General features: G+C 39.5%; 19 protein-coding genes. 9 read left to right on the top strand and 10 right to left on the bottom strand.

The genetic code is table 11. The features are described 5' to 3' along the window. Window positions 1-191: 191 nt before the first annotated feature. Window positions 192-1,688 carry a gluzincin family metallopeptidase gene (locus ACFX4N_RS13760; protein ID WP_057273828.1) on the bottom strand — a complete coding sequence of 499 codons (1,497 nt, stop codon included), beginning with the start codon at window positions 1,686-1,688 and terminating at the stop codon, window positions 192-194. Between the two features lie 206 nt (window positions 1,689-1,894). On the opposite strand from ACFX4N_RS13760, the gene ACFX4N_RS13755 reads away from it, so the two are divergent. After that, on the top strand, window positions 1,895-3,445 hold the full coding sequence (locus tag ACFX4N_RS13755) for an ABC transporter substrate-binding protein (protein WP_057273827.1): 1,551 nt from the start codon (window positions 1,895-1,897) through the stop codon (window positions 3,443-3,445). Between the two features lie 184 nt (window positions 3,446-3,629). Here the strand turns inward: ACFX4N_RS13755 and ACFX4N_RS13750 are convergent, their stop codons facing one another. The 5 genes from ACFX4N_RS13750 to ACFX4N_RS13730 all read right to left on the bottom strand — a co-directional run bounded on the left by ACFX4N_RS13750 (window position 3,630) and on the right by ACFX4N_RS13730 (window position 6,885). Next, window positions 3,630-4,385: a class I SAM-dependent DNA methyltransferase gene (locus ACFX4N_RS13750; RefSeq protein WP_057273826.1), complete on the bottom strand. Its 756-nt coding sequence runs from the start codon at window positions 4,383-4,385 to the stop codon at window positions 3,630-3,632. A 249-nt stretch (window positions 4,386-4,634) separates the two neighbouring features. Beyond that, window positions 4,635-5,360, bottom strand: coding sequence for an AbrB/MazE/SpoVT family DNA-binding domain-containing protein (locus ACFX4N_RS13745; protein ID WP_057273825.1), 726 nt, complete (start codon window positions 5,358-5,360; stop codon window positions 4,635-4,637). A 468-nt stretch (window positions 5,361-5,828) separates the two neighbouring features. Continuing rightward, a complete protein-coding gene (locus ACFX4N_RS13740) occupies window positions 5,829-5,984 on the bottom strand; it encodes a hypothetical protein (RefSeq protein ID WP_013058522.1) in 156 nt (51 codons plus the stop codon). 144 nt (window positions 5,985-6,128) lie between these two features. Then, complete coding sequence (locus tag ACFX4N_RS13735; protein ID WP_137738906.1) at window positions 6,129-6,329, bottom strand: hypothetical protein; 201 nt, start codon at window positions 6,327-6,329, stop codon at window positions 6,129-6,131. Window positions 6,330-6,351: 22 nt separating this feature from the next. Further along, complete coding sequence (locus ACFX4N_RS13730) at window positions 6,352-6,885, bottom strand: ferritin (protein WP_057273824.1); 534 nt, start codon at window positions 6,883-6,885, stop codon at window positions 6,352-6,354. A gap of 294 nt (window positions 6,886-7,179) precedes the next feature. Here ACFX4N_RS13730 and pgaC point away from each other — a divergent pair, with 294 nt between their 5' ends. The 6 genes from pgaC to ACFX4N_RS13700 all read left to right on the top strand — a co-directional run bounded on the left by pgaC (window position 7,180) and on the right by ACFX4N_RS13700 (window position 12,294). Continuing rightward, on the top strand, window positions 7,180-8,436 hold the full coding sequence (gene pgaC, locus ACFX4N_RS13725; RefSeq protein WP_377261596.1) for a poly-beta-1,6-N-acetyl-D-glucosamine synthase: 1,257 nt from the start codon (window positions 7,180-7,182) through the stop codon (window positions 8,434-8,436). Next, a complete protein-coding gene (gene pgaD / locus ACFX4N_RS13720; RefSeq protein WP_057273822.1) occupies window positions 8,394-8,855 on the top strand; it encodes a poly-beta-1,6-N-acetyl-D-glucosamine biosynthesis protein PgaD in 462 nt (153 codons plus the stop codon). The genes pgaC and pgaD overlap by 43 nt, the downstream gene beginning before the upstream one ends. Next, entirely contained in the window at window positions 8,852-9,718 is an 867-nt protein-coding gene (locus tag ACFX4N_RS13715; protein WP_057273821.1) for a polysaccharide deacetylase family protein, read from the top strand. The genes pgaD and ACFX4N_RS13715 overlap by 4 nt, the downstream gene beginning before the upstream one ends. Window positions 9,719-9,845: 127 nt before the next feature. Next, on the top strand, window positions 9,846-10,067 hold the full coding sequence (locus ACFX4N_RS13710) for a hypothetical protein (protein ID WP_082611766.1): 222 nt from the start codon (window positions 9,846-9,848) through the stop codon (window positions 10,065-10,067). Between the two features lie 278 nt (window positions 10,068-10,345). Then, window positions 10,346-12,061, top strand: a complete 1,716-nt coding sequence (locus ACFX4N_RS13705) for a putative bifunctional diguanylate cyclase/phosphodiesterase (RefSeq protein WP_057273820.1) — start codon at window positions 10,346-10,348, stop codon at window positions 12,059-12,061. Window positions 12,062-12,144: 83 nt separating this feature from the next. Further along, window positions 12,145-12,294: a hypothetical protein gene (locus tag ACFX4N_RS13700; RefSeq protein ID WP_013058515.1), complete on the top strand. Its 150-nt coding sequence runs from the start codon at window positions 12,145-12,147 to the stop codon at window positions 12,292-12,294. A 24-nt stretch (window positions 12,295-12,318) separates the two neighbouring features. Here ACFX4N_RS13700 and spoIIP read toward each other — a convergent pair whose 3' ends face one another. Beyond that, on the bottom strand, window positions 12,319-13,503 hold the full coding sequence (gene spoIIP / locus ACFX4N_RS13695; RefSeq protein ID WP_057273819.1) for a stage II sporulation protein P: 1,185 nt from the start codon (window positions 13,501-13,503) through the stop codon (window positions 12,319-12,321). A 190-nt stretch (window positions 13,504-13,693) separates the two neighbouring features. Between spoIIP and ACFX4N_RS13690 the strand changes: the two genes are divergently transcribed. Continuing rightward, the gene (locus ACFX4N_RS13690; protein WP_192100124.1) at window positions 13,694-13,846 is read left to right on the top strand and encodes a hypothetical protein; all 153 of its coding nucleotides are present in this window, start codon (window positions 13,694-13,696) and stop codon (window positions 13,844-13,846) included. 26 nt (window positions 13,847-13,872) lie between these two features. Here ACFX4N_RS13690 and ACFX4N_RS13685 read toward each other — a convergent pair whose 3' ends face one another. Continuing rightward, window positions 13,873-14,259: a VOC family protein gene (locus ACFX4N_RS13685; protein ID WP_013058512.1), complete on the bottom strand. Its 387-nt coding sequence runs from the start codon at window positions 14,257-14,259 to the stop codon at window positions 13,873-13,875. Between the two features lie 172 nt (window positions 14,260-14,431). Here ACFX4N_RS13685 and ACFX4N_RS13680 point away from each other — a divergent pair, with 172 nt between their 5' ends. Continuing rightward, window positions 14,432-14,959, top strand: coding sequence for a YcxB family protein (locus tag ACFX4N_RS13680; RefSeq protein ID WP_013058511.1), 528 nt, complete (start codon window positions 14,432-14,434; stop codon window positions 14,957-14,959). A 59-nt stretch (window positions 14,960-15,018) separates the two neighbouring features. On the opposite strand, the gene ACFX4N_RS13675 is transcribed toward ACFX4N_RS13680, so the two are convergent. Then, the gene (locus ACFX4N_RS13675) at window positions 15,019-15,822 is read right to left on the bottom strand and encodes a YwqG family protein (RefSeq protein ID WP_063672484.1); all 804 of its coding nucleotides are present in this window, start codon (window positions 15,820-15,822) and stop codon (window positions 15,019-15,021) included. A gap of 174 nt (window positions 15,823-15,996) precedes the next feature. After that, window positions 15,997-16,911, bottom strand: coding sequence for a proline dehydrogenase family protein (locus ACFX4N_RS13670; RefSeq protein WP_013058509.1), 915 nt, complete (start codon window positions 16,909-16,911; stop codon window positions 15,997-15,999). Between the last annotated feature and the right edge of the window lie 59 nt (window positions 16,912-16,970).

The following is a 16,970-nucleotide window of genomic DNA, read 5'->3' as shown; positions in this document are numbered from 1 at the left end:
TCCTTGGCGTACGAAGCAATCGAACTGCAAAAACACCAAAAACATAGCAGATATTTGCTGTTGTGGTTTGGATGGAAAGATTAGTATGACCTTAAAAGGAATACGGTTTATTAACCATAAAAGAAGCTGTCGCTAAGTCAAGCTTTTGGCTTAGCAGCGATAGCTTCTTTTAAACATTTATCTAGAAAGAGTTAAAGTTTATATAACCCTTCATACTTTTTTTTCAAATAATTAATTAACGGCTGAGCATCAATTCTACCTATAGAAAGGTTAGTTAAGATCTCTCTTGGCGTTTTTAGTTTTCCATACTGATGGATATGCTGTTTTTGCCAGTCTGCTATAAGTGATAGGTTTTGACTCGAAATGATTTCATCAAAGTCAGGATTGTCTTTGATTACGGCTTCTCTTAGCTGAGCTGCATAAATGAAGCCTAGATTGTAGGAAGGGAAGTAGCCAAACGCTCCTCCGTACCAGTGGCCGTCCTGTAACACCCCGTCACGGTCTGTTTCCGGTTTGATTCCTAAGTACGCTTCATATTTTGTATTCCATGCGGAAGGAAGATCCGAAACGCGAAGCTTGTCAGCGAATAAATCTCTTTCTAGCTCGTAGCGAATGATAATATGCAGCAGATAGGTAAGGTCATCTGCTTGCAAACGAATGAGAGAAGGTGTGACTTCATTTAAGGCAAAGTAAAGAGTTTCAAATGAAATATCACCGTAGATCGCAGGTTCTAACTCTTTGAATAAGTGAGCGTGATTTCTCCAGAAGCCTTCGTGTTTTCCAATGATACGTTCCCAAAAAAGAGATTGAGATTCATGCAGTCCCATAGAAGTGTATGCGCCTAACCCTGTGTCAAGCAAGTCGGAGCTAATTTGCTGGTTATAGATAGAATGTCCGCCTTCATGTAAAAACATAAAAGCTGCCAGTTTTACATTGTGTTCGTCGTATCTTACTGCAAGCCGTGCGTCTTGAGGGTGAATGCCTGCACTGAACGGGTGGGCCGTGGTGCCGATTTGGCCAGACTTAAAGTTATAGCCAATAGCAGTGAGAAGGTGTTTTCCGAGCTTCTGCTGATTTTCTATTGAAAACGGCTTGTTGAGAAATGATGTATCATGTGTAACCGAAGAGCGTTTAATTTTTGTCAGCAAAGGAAGAATAGCATCTTTAATTTGTTGAAAAAGCGAATCGATGGTTTCACTAGAAACGTCGGGCTCATATTCTTCTAAAAGCTGTTCGTAAGGAGCGAGGTGAGGATTACGGTACTCCGCAAATCTTTTATGCATATGAATCAGCTGCTGCAGGTTGTCTTCGACGAGCTTAAATTCATTTTGCTCTCTAGCCTGTGACCAAAGAGCATGAGTAGAAGCTTTTAAAACGGAAAATTGATAATAATCCTCTAGCGGTACAGCGGAAAGTTTTTGATAGATGTTCCAATAGTGCTGTACTTGTTTTTGCTGTAGTTGACTTAGGTTTTGTTCTTGAAGATGCCGCAATTCTTTTGCAAAGGTTGGATCTGTTTGCAGTAGGTAAAGCTCTTTTGAAAGCGTACCTTGAATGGTTGCATGCTGTTTTTGGCTATTAAGAGGAGCGGATGTTTTTGCGTCCCACGATAGAAGAGATAAAGCTTGCTTATAGTGTTCAATCCTCGAAATATGTTTTTTAGTATGAAGACGGCCGGTAGAATTCATCATATCCTCCTTTAGAGAAATTAACTTTACCTATAAACATACTAGGAATTAGAGTTTGAAACAAGATAAATTAAATCAGTTATTGCAAAGAAATAGTTTAATTTTGCTAATTTCACAAACAAATGGAAAGGTGGTAGGATGGTTAATATTCATACTAACCTTACAAAAATAGTGGGTTTTAAAAAGCGATTTTAAATATTGGGGGAATGACGTTGAAACAGGTTAAGGTAAAATGGTTATTATTTATTGTGATTGCTTTATTTGTCGCAGGTTGCAGCAATAATCAAGCGAGCTCAGGGAATAAAAGCACCAGTGCCGCTCAAAAAGACGGAGGTACGCTAAACATTGCGTTTCAAAGCGAGCCAACGACTTTAGATCCTCAAATTACAGGGAATTCTTCGGTTAAAGATGCGGCGCGAAATATTTACGAAGGACTCGTTATTTTTGATAGCAAAGGTAATGTAGAGCCTGATTTAGCAGAAAAGATTGACATAAGCGAAGATAAAAAAGTCTACACGTTTCAGCTGCGAAAAGGGGTAAAGTTTCATAACGGCAAAGAAATGACGGCGGACGATGTAGAAGCTTCGATTAACCGTTGGATCAAGCTATCTTCACTTGGTAAAACAAACTTTGTTGGTGCCCAGGTTAAGAAAACAGGAGACTATACGGTTGAGCTTCATTTGAAAACACCAAATGTGAATACACTGGCACTACTAGCAGATCCAATTCCAGCAGCCGCTATTTTTCCAAAAGAAATCATCGAAAAAGCACCTGCTGAAGGAGCTACTGAGTTCGTTGGTACAGGATCATTTAAAGTGAAGGAATGGAAAAAGAATCAATATATCACGCTAGAGAGGTTTAAAGATTATTCTTCAAAAGGACGAAAAATTAAAAAGACACCTCACGTAGATGAAATTAAAATTAGCTTTTTAAGCGATGAATCTACTAGAATTTCAGGCATTACAGCTGGACAGTTTGACATTGCCTTAGGTGTTTCAAGCGACAATGCGGCTCAAATTGAAAGTACGCAAAACGTTAAGAACAAGCTGGCTCCAGGCGGATTCATTGGTTTATTTTATAATACACAAGAAGGGTTCTTTAGCGATTTAAATGCTAGAAAAGCCGTAAATGCTGCGATTAATGCAAAAGATATTTTATCAAGTTCATACGGCGATTCCGATTATTATGAACTGACTTCATCGATTGTCAATAAAAAGTTTCCGAACTATTACAGTGAAGCAGGAAAAGAAGAGTACAATCAGCATGATGAAAAGAAAGCAAGAAGCTATTTAAAAAAAGCTGGATACAGCGGGCAGGAACTGCGTCTTTTAACTTCACGCGATTATCAAGATCAGTACAATACGGCTGTTATCGTGCAGCAAGAGCTTGAAAAAATCGGTGTGAAAGTAAAGCTAGAAGTGTATGACTGGGCAACGTTTACAGATAAAGTAAATGACCCTAAAGCATGGGATATTTACCCCGTAGACTGGGCGGCGCGTTCAACCGTTTTTCAAGGATTTTGGACGTCAGGAGGAGCACCGGTTGAAAAATCAACAAAATACTTAGATAAAATCAAAGCGGCTGCTTCTGTAAAAGATGCACGACCAGCTATTGATGCTACGCAGAAATACGTATGGGAGGAGCTTCCGTTTACGTTAATTGGTCATAAAGTCAACATTAACGCGGTATCTACAAATGTAAAAGGCTATGACTTTAACTTAGGACCTGTATTTTATAACGTGAGCGTGAATAAATAACATAATGTAAGAACGAGCAAAAGTGGTTTTATACAAAAAAGTTACGAAAGCGGCTGGGACAAAGAGTATTTTAGTTAAAGGAAAATCCGAACGATGAAGATTCTTGGTGGAGAATCCAACTCGTTCGGATTTTTTTGTAATGGGTAGGTTTCATGTATGTAGCAGCATCTAGCTGTTGGTTTCGTCATGTCTCAATTTCTTTCGATTTTCTGTTTTTCACGCCGCTCATTAGTAAAAACAAAGGAATACGCATTCGACGCTCGTAAGTTTCAACATTGTCAAAGTGTTCTTGTTGAGGGCACGCTTCCTTTAGGTTTGTGACCGTAAAGCCGCTTTGCTGCATCAAAGAAAAGTACTCTTCAAGCGTGCGATGATACTTTTGAACGTATCCGCCCATCCAGTGCTGCTGACGGAATCCCATTGAGAAGTAGTTATCCACCGTCCAGTTTGTGCGCAGAGCGGAAGGCTGCAAAGTGGAAGTAATGACTGGGTGTTCAACGGAAAAAATAAATCTTCCTTCAGGTTTGAGTGCTTGATTCACTTTAGTGAAAATGGAGGCTAAGTCTTCCATGTAGTGGAGAGACAATCTTGCAGTAACCAAATCGTATTCGGTGCGTGGTGGAGTATAATGCTCCATCGATTCATGGAGCACTCTTGCATTTGGATAGTTTGAAAGCTGTTGCTGAGCCGCGTTTATCATATTGATCGAGCCGTCTACTCCGGTATAAGAGAAACATCCTTGTTCCAGAAGCTCCGCGCCAAATCCAGCGTTTCCGCACCCTAAATCTAAAACGTTTGCATCTGTAACATCACCTAGAAGCTGTAAAATAGCGGGTTTTTCAATCGTATCGTTGGCATTTTCTTTTTGCTGCCGGCGTTTTGTATAGGCCAAAAACGCCTCGTCATTATCGTAAAATTCAGCTCCTGTTGAGATTTTCAACTAAATCAGCCTCCTCTATGCAAAGTACCTCATTATAATCATATATTCAAATTATTTACAATGATTTTGATAGATGTGGAAATGATGTTTTATTTTGGAGATAGTGCTATCATGTGGAGTAACCGGCTTGTACGCGTTTATGGAAGATAAGTCTAAAAGCTAAGAGTTGGGTATAGAAAGGGTCACTCTATGCGTAACTCTTAGCTTTTGCTTTGAAGTCGTAGGGAACCATTTGTTTTGGCGTCGTTCTTATTTCGATAATTTTTCAACAATTGCTGCGTCTATTTGCTGAGATAATACGCTGTTAATCTCTTTTTCGTTCTCCACTTTTTCTAAAATTAGCTGCTTATTACCTGTCTTTATTTTTAACATCGTACCTGAGTGGATGGAGAAATCATCTCGCAGCTTTTTAGGAATAGTAAGTCGAAAACGGTCATCAATTTTTCGAGATTGAGCCGTAAATGTTAAAGTCGTTTTCTTACCAAAACTCATTTCATATTTTTGAATCACAATGTTATTTTCTTTGTTAATAAAAAATTGGACCTCCATATTTGCATCCAATTCGACTGACGCTAAAAGTTCAGAGGTGAGCTGAATCTGCCGTCCAGTTAATGTTGCATAATAAGGAGGAGACGCCGCAGGTTTTCGTGAAAGCGCTATCGATTTTTCGTCTCTTTTTTTCATAACAATTTGCTGTTCTACCACGTATAGTTCTACATAATCAAAGGGCTTAAGTTCATAGTCATCTCGCAGGGATCTTGGAATGACTATTCTACCTATATGGTCAATTGTTCGAATGAAGATATGAGAAGGAACGGGGACATTTTCATCAGGATGATCGATAATAATCCAATCATCACAGCTCCGTAAAAAAACTTTGTCGTTCGTCTCGAGTTCTGTTAGTTGCATAAACAAAGAAGGAAGGGATACTCTTCCCATTTCGTCAATTATACACTCTTCTTTTTTTGTACGCATCTTGCTACTTAATCCTTTCTAAAAACATTTTAGATGGGGTATGTTACTTAAATTACACAGCATTTATTTCTTTGTCAAATGAAGCAAATGAGTATTTATTCATCCTACAGATTGAGAAATACAGGAAGTTTGACCTCATTCAGTAGATGCACAGCTGTCCCGTGTAAATCATCATCATCTGAAGAAAACAGTTAATCTGTTAATTAGAAAAGCATAGAATAAAAGCGTTTTTCTTTCTTTTGATTTTATTGTCGGAAACAAAGGTTTAAAAAGAAGCTTCCTCCCTTTTCTAAAGAGTAGGTTTTTTATTAACAAAATGCAGCCGGATTTATGCTGAATGATGAATAGATTTATGCATATTAAGTCTAGAAAAAAATTTCAAGCGGTGCTTTTTTCACTTTTTTGGGAGAGCAGTTATAGTTGAACAATAAAGAAAAAAGCTCAAAGCAATAAGCTTTGAACCAATTTTTATCGTTTTTCAACCAGCAGTAAGATGAAGGTAGCCAGCGGTCCTAAAGCAAGAGATAATAAGAACCAGTTCAGACCCGTTCGATTTTTACCTTGCGCTAATCCGGCATTAGTTAAAGCCAGCGTTCCCCATTCTGCAACGTATTGATTATCCATATGACACCCCGCTAATAATTGTTTCTTTATTTGATTAAAAAAATCTATATTAGCATAAATATCCATATTTTTGATTGGAATTCCTTAATTAGGGTGGAGAAACAGTGAATTTCTTCAAGAAGCAAAATTCCTATTCTCCTTAACTCAGTGAAGGTAGTAATGAATAAGAGAAGGGTGCACGTAGTAGACGTGAACGTATTGAGGACGATGATAGTGAAACTGATGCATATATTGATTCATAAGTCTTTGAATGGCGTTATACACATTGGGCGGATAGCCATAATAGCCGTGATGAATACCAACTCGAAACAAGGAAACGGGCGTCGTATTATTGGTTCTGCACATTGTTCTACACTCTTCTGCGCTTTTAACCTTGCGCAGCTGCTCCACCCGCTGGTGCTCCGCCCGCCGGCGCAGCTTTTCGCTGTCCTAGTTCTTGATCGAGTATAAAAATAGCTGCAGGGTTATTTTGGGCGATTTTTAAGCGGTCTACAATCGTTTGGGCTTGAGCTTCTTCGTCGACTTGTTCTCGTAAAAAGTCCTGCACGATGACTAAAGTTTGAGGGTCGTTCGCTTGGCTGATAAACTGAAACGCTTGACGATAAGAATTCGTGACGAATTTCTCATGCTCCAGTACTTTTTGAAACGTTTCTAACGGTGTCCCAAACTCACTTGGCTGAGCAGGCAAAGAGCTTAATTCCACCGTTCCGCCGCGGTCAACTAAGTAGTCGATGAGTTTTAGCATATGGGTGCGTTCTTCTTCAGACTGCAGACGCAGCCAGCTGCCCATTCCTTTATAGTTTAATCGATTCATATAGTTAGACATAGCTAGGTATAAAGTCGAAGAGACGTGTTCAAGTTGAATTAAGTTATTGAGAAGTTTTTGAATTTGTTCGTTCATATTTGTTATTCCTCCTCAGGGAAAGGATTTCTTTACTATACTTGCTGCAACCATCACACTTTTTCGTGATGAAAGAAATCTACAGTGATACTATATGTCACTTCTTTAAGTAGGTAACTTGCCCATCCTTTATTGGTGCTTCTTACTTACATATAAGGTTTGTATAATATAGGAATAAAAGTAGTTTAAAAGTATCTTTTTTTAGATGGTTAAAATTACTATGTTCTATTTAACCAATTTAGTGATAAAATTGTCACTCTGTGCAATTTTAATTGGTGTGAAGGAGTCAGAAAAATGAATATGCAACACGTATTAATACCTGGATTTGAAAAGCTTGCGAGCTTTGTTTTCTGGTATCCATTTATTATGTCTTTATTTTGGATTGCAGGCACGCTTATTTACATACGCTATCGTGACCGAGATCCTAAAGTTGATTTTTCAACAGTTGATTGGCCGTTAGTGAGCTTTTTAGTGCCTTGCTATAATGAAGAAGAGACGATTGAAGAAACGCTTAAGCACCTTTTGGCGTTAGATTATCCGTCTAAAGAAATCATCCTTATTAACGATGGAAGCACGGATGGAACAGCTGATATTTTAAAGGAAATCAGCAGAAATCACCCTGAAGTTCGTGTGATTCAGCTTTATGAAAATAAAGGAAAAGCCAACGCGTTACATTTAGGTGCACACGCATCTAAAGCTGAGTTTTTAATCTGCTTAGATTCCGACGCTATTTTAGATCAAGACGCTCCGTATTATCTAATCCATCATTTTCTTCATAAAGGGGAACGGCTGGGAGCCGTTACCGGAAATCCGCGCATTCGAAACCGTAATACACTGCTGAGTCGCATTCAGCTAGTTGAGTATTCTTCTATTATCGGTTCTATTAAACGAACACAGCGAATTTTAGGAAAAGTAATGACGGTCTCAGGCGTAGTAGTGGCTTTTCGAAAGAAAGCACTTGTGGACGTCGGGCTGTGGGATCGTGACATGATTACGGAAGATATCGCTGTGAGCTGGAAGCTGCAGCAGCGCTTTTGGGATATCCGCTATGAACCGCGGGCATTGTGCTGGATGCTTGTGCCCGAAACCTTAAAAGGAATTTGGAAGCAGCGAGTACGCTGGGCTCAAGGCGGACAAGAGGTAATGCTTCGCCACTGGAAAGTGTTATTAAAATGGAAGCAGCGCAGAATTTGGATTGTATACCTAGAGCAGTGGATCAGTACTTTTTGGTCATTCGCATGGCTGTTTGTGACTCTAATGCTGCTTGTTACCGCGAGCAGTCCTCAAGACATGCTGTTTTGGTTTACGTTTACGTCATTTTCCCTTGTGTTTATGAGCTTAATTCAGCTATTTATTGCGCTGAAAATTGATTCGAAATACGACAACGTGAAGCGGTATTACGTATGGGCTGCATGGTACCCAGCGCTTTACTGGATTGTGAATACGGTTGTGGTAATAAGTGCATTTCCTCGCGCTATCAGATCTAGAGTGAAAGGAGGCTATGCTACATGGAGCAGTCCAGACCGCGGCTTAACGAAGAGCAAATCATGATTCAAGCCAAACAGCCTCTTGCTCGATTAGTGATAAGTATCATTATTTCATCTGTTTTTTGGCTGTATTGTGCCATTGTTCTTTGGTTTTTCCTTTCAGCTGTTATCGGCGTAAATGACCGTTACAGCGGGGTATTAAAAATTGCGTTCAAAACGACGAACGGCGAAATTCGAACGTTTTTAGTGATTGGACTCGTTATTTTTTGCTTCTTTTTCCTGGCTCTGTTTTTATGGAGATCCTACAACAAAAAGAGATTTGGAAGCTTAAACCGACGAAAAGAGCCGGCGTATACGAGTATCAAAGATTTAGAGCGTCTTGAGCTTTTATCCAAGCATCAAATTCAAGAGCTTCAGCGTGCACAGTACATCGAGTTTGATGTTAATCCGTTAAAACATACTGAGGAGAGGAAGCACGCATGAAGAAATATGTATTCTTTCTTTTGATTGCGGCAGCGGTAGTTGGCTTTATTTTCTTTAAAGTAGTGAACTGGGAAGACAAGGCGAAAGCAACAACGACCGTGGAGCCAGCGCTTGAGACGAACGGATGCTTAGGCTTAAATTATCATCGCGTGCGCAAGCATAATTGGTTTAATCGAATTGTCAGCTCAGTTACAAAGTCTGACGAACTGACAGAGTACAGCGTCTACAGCAATGATTTTGAACATCAGTTAAAAAAGCTGAAGGAACTTGACGCTACGTTTGTTACGCCAAAAGATATTGAAACGTATCAGCAAAAAGGCACGTTTCCAAAACGCTGCGTATGGATTTCATTTGATGATATTGACCGTACTGTTTATCAAAACGCGTTTCCCATTTTAAAAAAGGAAAACATTCCGTTTACGCTATATGTAATCGCAGGACAAGTGGGGGCAACGGATTTTCAAAATTTAAACATGGCTTCGTGGAGTCAGCTAAAGGAAATGAAAGACAGCGGCCTTGCGACAATCGGTTCTCATACATATGACATGCACCGTTTAGAAGGAGACAAGCCTTTATTTCTGGCGCCTGCTAAATACAGCGCGTTTGCTCGTGATTTACGAAAAAGCAAAGAAACGATTAAGAACCATTTAGGAATAGACCCGGTTTACTTTGCGTATCCATACGGCAATACAAATGATGACGTAGCTAAGATTGTGAAAGATGCTGGATTTCACCAGGCAGCTATCCTAGCGCCGCATCTTATTACAAAAGACAACGATCCTTATTATCTTAACCGAATTGTTGTATACAACAAAACCTTTCAACATCTTATTCTTCCGTGGCTGACACGTACGAGCTCATGAGAAGAAAGTGGAAAAAGAAGCTGAGACAAAAGTATTTAAATCGAAGGAAGATCCGAACGATGAATCGTTCGGATTTTTTTATTGTTAGGGTGAACGTAGGTTTACTGTATGTAATTGCTTCTAGCTGTTGATTGGAGGAAAAGGCAAAGACTCCTGCGGGAAAAGCGGAACAGGTGAGACCCCGCAGGAGCGGAAGCGACGAGGAGGCTCACCGGCCGCCCGCGGAAAGCGAAGCCTTGCACGGAAATCAACAGCGGTGTCTCAAACAATCCATACTAACTCATTTATCCAATCTATTCACGAAAAGGTATGTCAATTAAGTAAAGAAAGTACACTTTCATTTCTATAAAAATCATTTTAATGTTACCATATAAAAGTTGTGATAACAGACATGGATAAACGAAACGAGCTATCAATTCTTTTACAAACTACGCGTAAGAAGTTTGTGAAGGTGAAAAGAGGAAAAACAGCGATCCTACGCTTGCTATTTTAATAATGTAAGGCAATCGGACAGATTAATTCGTTGTCCGTTGCTGATTAAATTGTATTCATTATTCACGATTCCTCTCTATCATTTCGTCATAGGTTTTGTTTTATCGTTAAAATTTTGATAAAGGTGTATAGGCTATGGAAAACAGGCATTTTGAATATAAATTTAAAGAAGCGCTGAAAAAACTAAATGATATTGAACTTGCGTTAAATGAATCATCGATTGTAGCGATTACGGATAGTCGCGGATTCATCAATCACGTGAACGATAAATTCTGTGAAATTTCTAAGTACGAAAGACATGAGCTTCTCGGTCAGGATCATCGTATTATTAATTCGAAACATCATTCAAGCTTGTTTTTTAAAGAGTTATGGAGCACGATTAGATCCGGTAAGGTATGGCACGGAGAAATAAAAAATAAGGCAAAAGACGGTTCGTACTACTGGGTGGATACAACCATTGTTCCTTTTTTAGATGAACGAGGCAAACCGTATCAGTACGTATCGATTCGCAATGATATTACAAAACGAAAAGCATATGAAGAAAAAATTAAGCAAATGGCTTATTATGATCCTTTAACCAATTTGCCTAATCGCTACTGGTTAAACAAGCAGCTGAAAAAATTACTTTTAGATCGAGAATCTCCTGAACTGCTGGCCATTTTATTTTTGGATTTAGACCGCTTTAAATCAATAAATGATACGCTTGGCCATCATCACGGCGATGTGCTGCTGAGACGCGTAGCAGAAAGATTAAGAAAATGTATTCCTTCCTCTGATTTTATCTCGCGGCACGGGGGAGATGAGTTCATTTTAGTGCTGCATTCACTAAAAAATGTTGAGGAAATTGAAGAAATGACCGAGCAGATTGTAAAAGAAATGTCGCTTCCTTTTTATATAGACGGAGATAAAGTGCTAACCTCTACAAGCGTTGGCATCAGCCTATTTTCAAAGGAATGTCAGCAGCATATTATTCCAAAAGACGCAGATGAACTAATCGACCGGCTGATCAAGCAAGCAGATATTGCGATGTATGTAGCAAAACGGAATGGACGAAACACATATGAAATGAGTTCGTCTTCATCTAATGAACGAATAATTAAAACAATCAGCATGGAGAATGAGTTAAAGTATGCGCTAGAAAGACATGAGTTTCAGCTCGTTTATCAGCCGTTAATCGATTTAAAGACGTCTGGTGTGATAGGGGCGGAAGCGCTTATCCGCTGGAATAGCGCAAAATTTGGTACCGTCTATCCAAATGAATTTTTGCCTATTTTAGAAGAAGTGGGTCTAATTGTGCCAGTTGGCAAGTGGGTGTTAGAAGAAGCGTGTAAGCAGATGAAAGCATGGACGGAGCTGAATTCAAAAGCGAGTAAAATAGGAGTGAACGTATCACCTATTCAGCTGAAGTCCTCACGATTCGTAGCGGAGATGGAACAAATTTTGAAAAAAACGGGCCTTGAGCCGCACTTTCTGGAACTTGAAATCACTGAAAGCGTTATTCAAAACAGTCAAGAATCAAAAAAAGTGTTAAACCGCCTGCGGAGTCTAGGGGTAAAAGTGGCGATGGATGATTTTGGAACGTGCTATTCTTCTCTTAGCTATCTGAAACACTTGCCGATTAATACGTTAAAAATTGATAAATCATTTATTGACGACTTAGACGAAGTCGGAAAAGTGCTGGTGGAAACGATTATTCAAATGGGAAAGAAACTTAACTTTGATCTAACTGCAGAAGGAATCGAAAACGAAGAACAGCTGCAGTTTGTGACGGAACAAGGCTGTCATATCGGTCAAGGCTATATATTTGATAAGCCGCTTTCTCCTGAAGAAATGAGCCGTTTGTTGAATTAAAGGAAAATCATATGTACGGAAAGAAGCTCTTTAATAGAGCTTTTTTTTATGGTTTTTAATCGTATGGAAGGAGTGAGAAATTCGTGAAAGAGTACGTTGGAATCTGCACAGTATGTCAAAAGAATGTGTACTGTTTAGAGGGCTTTTTAAACGGTGTGGTTGTTGAAGGGAAGCTTGTGTGCTTGGCTTGTGAAGAAGAGGAGAAGCGTGACTCTCATAAAAACAAAAACTAGCTACCTGGGGTAGCTAGTTTTTATTTACTGCGCATTCACTTTTTCAGCTTGCCAGTAATACTCGCTGAACACATCTGAAAAGGCTTTGACAGTGTTTGTAAGTTCTTCCATATTGTTATCGACGCCGCCTACTTCAATTAAAATGGAGCGGTCGGATAAGTCTTGATTATATAAACCATTATTGCCGCTTGTTTTCTTTTTGCTTAATACTCCGCGGCTAAGGCCTGGATATTTTTCCTCTAGCTTTTCATGAATCGCTTTGGCCATTTTAACGTTTTCATCAAATTTCGGGTTTGCTTCACCTAATACAATCATCATTTTAGCGTACGATTTGCCGTTGATAGCGGCCGTTGTTTTTTCTTGGCGCAGTGAATCCCGATGAATATCAATTAAATAATCGACGTCTTTGTTTTGCTGAAGAGCCGTTTCCACCACGCTGCGAGACATCGCATAGGCTCGTCCTGTACCCCAGCCTTTTTCATTCAGCTTTTGCGTCATATTAGTTGTATCTACTTCCGAACCGATTCCGTCTGCTTTTAATTCCATTCCTAGCATTTGACCAACGAGCGTGATGTTGGTTTTGTTATCAACGGCTTTATTTTCGTTCGCTTCACCTTGCATACCAAGTAAAGGGAAATAAGATTCCCAGCTGTGCGTGTGGTAGATGTACACAACTTTTTTGTCTCCCGTACTTTGCTTGGCCTGTGTTTGAGACTGTTTTTTGCTTTCTTCGTACGTTTTGCTTTCAGCAGGATCCAAATCACGCTCGCCTGAAATGCTTTCGAGCGGAGGAGCCGATTCATGAGGAATCGTGGTATAATCCGTTCCTTCACCGGCTAATAGAATATGAGAATCAAAAATAGAAAAGCCGGGCAGTTCTGATCCAAATAGACTTCTTGTATCTGCCACGCGAATATTCGTCGCAAGCTGCAGGGCGACAGAAGAGAGAGGAGGCGGGGAGAAGTCTTCTTCAAAGGCATGAGAGAAATGATGGTTTTCCGTATGCATGAAGTAGAAAAAGCTTTGGGCTTTATAATTTGATAGTGCTTGATAGACAACGTTTGAGCGCAGCGTATGCTGAAGAGTTGAATACGTGACGGTAAAAATAGCGGCAGATGTTAAGAGAACAAATAGTATAGCGATAATTAATGATTTATAAGAAAGGATCCAAAAAAGCTTTTTAGGCTTTTCAGTGAACTTGTTTTTCATAGAGTAAACCTCCTCTAATAAAATTTTGAAATCAGCGGATGAGAACTCTAAGAGGAGAATGTTATGTATCTACTATTTACTCTATTAAAAAGAAATAGAAATATGATAGAAACCATGATATTTAACACCACATAAAAAAGTTTATATTAGGGCATACTGTAAAAAAACGGTGCGTGTTGGAGCTGGTTAGATGAACGACTCATGGGTTTATCATCATTTTATTAATACATTTTTATTTCCTTTAACAATGTTTGGCGTGGCATTTTGTGTGCTAGGGGTGTTGCTGTACATGCTGTGGAAAGAAAAGCGAAAAGAAGGACCAAAAGAAAACAAGAGCTCTTAAATAAGAGCTCTTGTTTTGTCGAACATTCAGTTGGAAAAAGGGAGATTCACTTTCTCTAAGAACTCCATTCGGTTGCCAAAAGGATCAGTCACATAAATTCTTTCGACACCGGTAATGTTTTTGTCTTCTATAAAAGAAATACCGAAGCTAGTCAGATGATCTTTGAACGCAGGTAGATTTTTAACGTGAAAGCCTGGATGCGCTTTTTTTGCGGGTGAAAAGGTAGGTTCAACACCAATATGCAGCTGATAAGAACCAAATTCAAACCACACGCCGCCGCGCTTTTTTAGACTTTCCGGCTTTTTGACTTCTGTTAAGCCAAGAACGGTTCCGAAAAAGTGTCGTGCTTCGCTTTCTGAATTCGGGGGTGCAGCTAGCTGAATATGATCAATATGCGTCAGTGTAAAAGTCATAAACATTCCTCCTTAAATAGTAGAGTACTAGTTAAGTTTACGTGATGTATACGTGTAAATAAATGACAAAAAGATGATGCTTTTTATAAGAAAAACTTATTGTTTTATATACATATAACACCAAATGAGGTATATTTTATTTTGTTGTTATTTAGGAGAATTGGAGATTAATATGGAATATCATTATACGTTAACAAAAGATGATTACGTAGCTTTTAACATGCATCACGCTCAACATTCGGAAAGAGTACAAAAAGTGCTGAGAGTTCAGCGATGGATGTCGCTTATTTTTCTTCTTATTCCTTTGCTTGTTTCGTGGGTTGAAGGAGAATTTTTACTTGGCATGTTCGTAGCGTTTGCGCTGCTTGCGGTGCTGTGGTTTTTATTTTATCCGAAGTATTTTTACGGAAGTATTAAAAAGAACATTGTAAAGGTAATAAATGAAGGAGATAACAGCAGTCTGACGGGTGAGTATACTATGATGGTTACGGAAGATGGCTTGGTAGAGAAAAGCTCGAAAGGAGAAGTGAAGACTCCTTGGTCAAGCATCACTCAAATTAAAGAAACAGATGAACATATCTTTATCCTTGTTAGTGCAATGAGCGGATACGTTATTCCTATAAGCGCATTTGCAGATGTAAAAGCGCTACAGCAGTTTAAAGAAACGCTGAATGCTGCAAGAGCCGGAAAAACAGGCTGAGTAGTAATAATAATGTGAAAAAACGCCCTCCTAGATCCTTTTCTAAGAGGGCGTTTTTTTTAACAGCAGTCCCAGTTGTACAAAACATCTCTAAAGTTACGGTTGCGAAGATCTTCTTCTTTAATGAAGAAATTGGCCACTCCCGCATCACCAAACATAATATTCGCTTCGTCGTCCATGGCGAATTGAAGAAGCAGAACGTTGTATGCGCGCAGCGCTTCATCGTAGTCTCGAGGATCGCTTTGAGTGAAAAAAGCGTATCCGCCCATTTTATGATACTCGCCCGTAAGCTCATCCCAGTAGATTTCTTCCATTTCTTCATCGTCAAATAAATCTGATTCTATATCGTTATATCGATAGTCAGTAGGAGACACAGGTTCGCTTTTTATTTCAAACTGTAAGCCTACTTCTTGAGGAATAGGGAACATATCTCGGTCAACGTCCTCTAGGTATGTGAAATCGGTTGTTAACTTGTTTTCGTCGGTTGTTACATTTTCGTAAAAAACGACGCGAAAGTCTTTTTGAGACGTAGGGTGATCAAAGTCAAGTCCGTACATATCGCCGGCGTTTTCATTATCAGCTCCGCAAATGAAAAATTGAAGCATGCCTTGAATGGGCATATTTTTATAGGAAGGAACTTCAGAAAAATTGATTTGTGCCATCAGCAGCATCGGCTTGCCCTGAGAATCAAGAGGATGATTCGCTTCTAGAGGAAGGTAGGGGTTGCCGCCAAACTTGCTTTCATATAATTTTGGACTGTTTATGACCGTATTGATGTGGACATAAGGCTTACATGTTTTTTCGATTTCTTTTCGGTAAGGTTCTAGCTTAGGAGGCAGTGCTAATTTTGATAGAGGATTCATATGTACTCTCCTTTTCGTTTGTAATAAAAAGAACGTTTGTTCGTATTTATATTTTATCGCAATACATACTGAAAGGGAAGAGAAATAGGATAAAAAAATCCCTTTGCAGAAGCATCTACAAAGGGTACAAAGAAATGATAGCGTTTTCATTATGATACTTACTGAATAGATTGCTTATTTAGAAAAGAATCCTTTTAAAGCAAATGCGACGTTTTGCGGTCTTTCGGCTAAGCGGCGCATAAAGTAGCCAAACCAGTCGTTGCCAAACGGAACGTATACGCGCATTGTATAGCCTTCTTTTGCAAGGCTAAGCTGCATGTCTGTGCGGAATCCGTACAGCATTTGAAATTCAAACTGCGTGCGCGGGATGTTGTTTTTGTGAGCGAACTCTTTTACTTTTGCAATAATATGGTGGTCGTGAGATGCAATAGCCGTGTATGTTCCGCTCAGCAAGTGCTCTTCAATAATTCGCATATAGTTCTCGTCAATTTGGGCTTTATCTTGAAACGCCACGGTTGGTGATTCTTGATACGCGCCTTTTACCAATCGAAGAGGAATGCCTTTTAGCTCTTTTACGTCTTGTTCAGCGCGGAACAGGTAAGCTTGAATAACCGTTCCAACATTATCAAACGTCTCGCGAAGCTCTCGTAAAATATCTAGTGTCATTTGACAGTGGGCGTAGTCTTCCATGTCGATTCGGACGAAGTTATCGTATTTTTTCGCCGTTTCAAGAATGCGGCGCATGTTCTCAACGCAAAAACTGCGGTCAATATCCAAACCAAGCTGCGTCATTTTGACAGATAAGTTGCACGTTACACCGGCTTGCCCCATAGCTTCCAGCGTTCTGACATTATATTGAGTTGCTTCGATAGCTTCTTCTCTGCTTGAAACAAATTCCCCTAAATGATCAAGCGTACAAACAAGTCCTTTTTCATTCAATTCCCGTACTTTTTTAATCGCATGTTCAATTGTGTCGCCAGCTACCACTTGAGCTGCACCAAAGCGAAGACCCCATTTTTTCGCCGCTTTGTTTAGCGCTTTATTTTGGGAAGCGTGAAGAAACACATTTTTAGATACCTCTGCTAACATAAATATCTCCCCCTATAGAAAAAATCCCTTGTTGTTTTAAGATAGAGCAGCCTAGGGCT

Source organism: Priestia sp. YIM B13551 (genome assembly GCF_042787905.1).
Lineage (GTDB): Bacteria > Bacillota > Bacilli > Bacillales > Bacillaceae_H > Priestia.
This window is presented reverse-complemented; position numbering and strand designations above follow the sequence as displayed.